The organism is Halomonas sp. 707D4 (assembly GCF_024158685.1).
GTDB lineage: Bacteria > Pseudomonadota > Gammaproteobacteria > Pseudomonadales > Halomonadaceae > Vreelandella.
In genome coordinates this window covers 1-2,485 of record NZ_JAMZBD010000450.1, presented here as the reverse complement: position 1 = coordinate 2,485, position 2,485 = coordinate 1, and the positions used below count along the sequence as shown (strand labels likewise).

The following is a 2,485-nucleotide window of genomic DNA, read 5'->3' as shown; positions in this document are numbered from 1 at the left end:
GACGATATCGATGCCCGCCTGCTCCTGGAGCGCCACACGAAGCGCGTCCTGCTTGCCCTCGACGAGCGCCTCGCCCTCGAGCTTCCAGGGCGACCAAAGGGTTTCCGGCTCGGCGAGCCAGGTGGGTTTGGGCAGGCTGCCCGCAGAGGAAGTGGGGAGAAGTTTGCTCATGGTCATCGGTCCGTCAGCGGTTTCAAATCAGGGTCGTGTATCAGTTGCCGTCAGTGCCAGGGCGGCTCATGCCGGGGCGCCGGCGGCCCAGCGCTCGAACACCGCCTGGTAGGGCTTGATGAAGTGCTCCTCGGCGAACTTGCCCTGCTCGGCGGCCAGCTGGCTGCGCTCTTCACGGTCGTAGACGATCCGGGTCAGCGAGTGGTCCGGGTTCTTCAAATTCGGCTGGTAGACGTTGCCCGCCGCCGCGTTGGCGTTGTAGATCTCAGGGCGATAGATCTTCTGGAACGACTCCATGGTGCTGATGGTGCCTGCAAGCTCCAGGTTGGTGTAGTCGTTGAGCAGATCCCCGGCGAAGTAGAACGCCAGCGGCGCCGCGCTTCCCGGCGGCATGAAGTAGCGCACCTCGAGGCCCATCTTCTTGAAGTACTGCTCGGTGAGCGACGACTCGTTGGGGCGATACTCCACGCCCAGCACCGGGTGTCGGTTCTCGGTACGGTGGTACACCTTGGTGTCCGACACGCTCAGGCAGATCACCGGCGGCTTTTCGAAGTGCGCCTGGTACTCGGCGGAGGCCACGAAGCGCTTGAACAGGTTGCCGTGCAGCTCGCCGAAATCCTCCGGCACGCTGAAGCCCGTTTGGCCCTTGTTGTGGGCCGGCAGGCGCACGCTGAAGTCGTAATCGCGCACGTAGGAGGAGAAGTTGTTGCCGACGATGCCCTCGATACGGCGACCAGTGCGGGTATCCACGAAGCGGGTCTTGAGGATCTCGATGATCTGGAACGGCGCGCCCTCGCCGCCCACGGCCATGTCCACGGAGACAATATCCAGCTCGACGCGGTAGCGGTTGCCTTCCGGGTTGTCCCACTGCACCAGCGCGTTGAAGCGGTTGTTGATCATGTCCAGCGTGTTGCGCAGGTTCTCCTGGCGCTTCTCGCCCCGCGCCAGATTGGCGAAGTTGGTGGTGATGCGCGTATTGCTCGACGGGCGGTACTCCTCGTCGAAGCGAATCTGCTTGATGCTAAAGGCGAGATCACTGCTCATGGTCACCTGGCTCCCGTCGTTAAAACCGATATCGCTGCTTGCCTCATGCCGTCGTTGCCGGAGAGGCGGTCGGCGAGCGTGTAGAGGGTTTATACCGGAACCTGATCATGAACAAAAATGCCTTAATTTCATCTTGTGATGATTAGTATTCATATTAACCCTCAAGAGCGGTTCGAGTGAACCAACATGACGGCCATTCATCACTCTTGAGCCGGCACCTTAATGCGGGTGTACCCGAGCATCACATACACCCCGAGAGCCAACAAGGCGATGATCACCGCCGCACTCATCAACAGCGTCGAATGGGTGGTCGAGAAGGCGTCCCGGGCGGCGGCAAGCACCGCCTCGGCAGTGTCCGCCTCGAGCCCCTGAGCCACCACGATGCTGTCGCTGATCGAGTGGCCGGCCTGGGCGGCAAGATCGCTCTCCAGCGAGGCGGGAAGTGCCACCGAACGGCGGTAGACACTGGCCATGAATACCCCGAACAGCGTGATGCCAAGCCCGGTGCCCAGCTCGTAGCTCGTGGCCTCCAGCGCCCCGGCTGCCCCCCCTTGGCGCGCCTCGACCGCCCCCATGATGGCAATCGAGGAGGCCGTTAGCCCGATGCTGAGGGCCAACCCCAGCACCGCCAACGCCAGGGGTACGAGAAGGCCGGGATCGTGGAAGTCCGCCCGGGACAGATAGGCCAGCGCCAGCGCCGAGCACCCTAATGAGGTGCAGGCGACGCGCCGCAGGCCATAGCGTTGGGAGAGATACCCCGCCACTGGCCCGCCCAAGGCCGCCGCTGCCATGATCGGTATCATGAAGAGCCCGGCCTGCAGCGGGGTCTTGCCGAGCACGTACTGAAGCTCCTGGGCCAGGGTCAACTCCACCCCGGCAAGGGAGCCGGACACCACCAGGGCCATGAGCATGCCCGCCACGATGGCAGGATGCTGAAACAGCGAAAGCTCCAGCATCGGCCTAGGCGAGCGCAGCTGCAGCCGGGCGAACCCGACCAGCAGCGCCAGCCCCAGGGCGAGCACGAGCCCGGTGTGCCACCACGCCTGCTGCGCGTTCATGGCCGTCTTCAGGGCATAGACCACCGCGATGAGCCCAATGATGAACATCAGCGCCTGACCCAGGTTCCACTGCGCCGGGGTGACGACCTCGCGCCGAGGCAGCAGCGCGTACACGGTGGGCGCGACCACCAGCATGACCGGCACGTTGATGAGAAATACCGACCCCCACCAGAAATGCTCCAGCAGCGCCCCGCCCACCAGCGGCCCGAGGG

2 protein-coding genes and 1 pseudogene are annotated in these 2,485 nt (G+C 64.0%); all 3 read right to left on the bottom strand.

Features of this window, described 5'->3' with window-relative positions:
- Positions 1 to 171, bottom strand: a pseudogene (locus BIS11_RS15080) (methionine synthase); the annotation flags it as partial.
- A 66-nt stretch (positions 172 to 237) separates the two neighbouring features.
- The gene (locus tag BIS11_RS15075) at positions 238 to 1,215 is read right to left on the bottom strand and encodes a DUF1852 domain-containing protein (RefSeq protein ID WP_253425511.1); all 978 of its coding nucleotides are present in this window, start codon (positions 1,213 to 1,215) and stop codon (positions 238 to 240) included.
- A gap of 200 nt (positions 1,216 to 1,415) precedes the next feature.
- Positions 1,416 to 2,485: MFS transporter (locus BIS11_RS15070; protein ID WP_253586437.1), on the bottom strand; the 1,070-nt coding region annotated here is incomplete at its 5' end.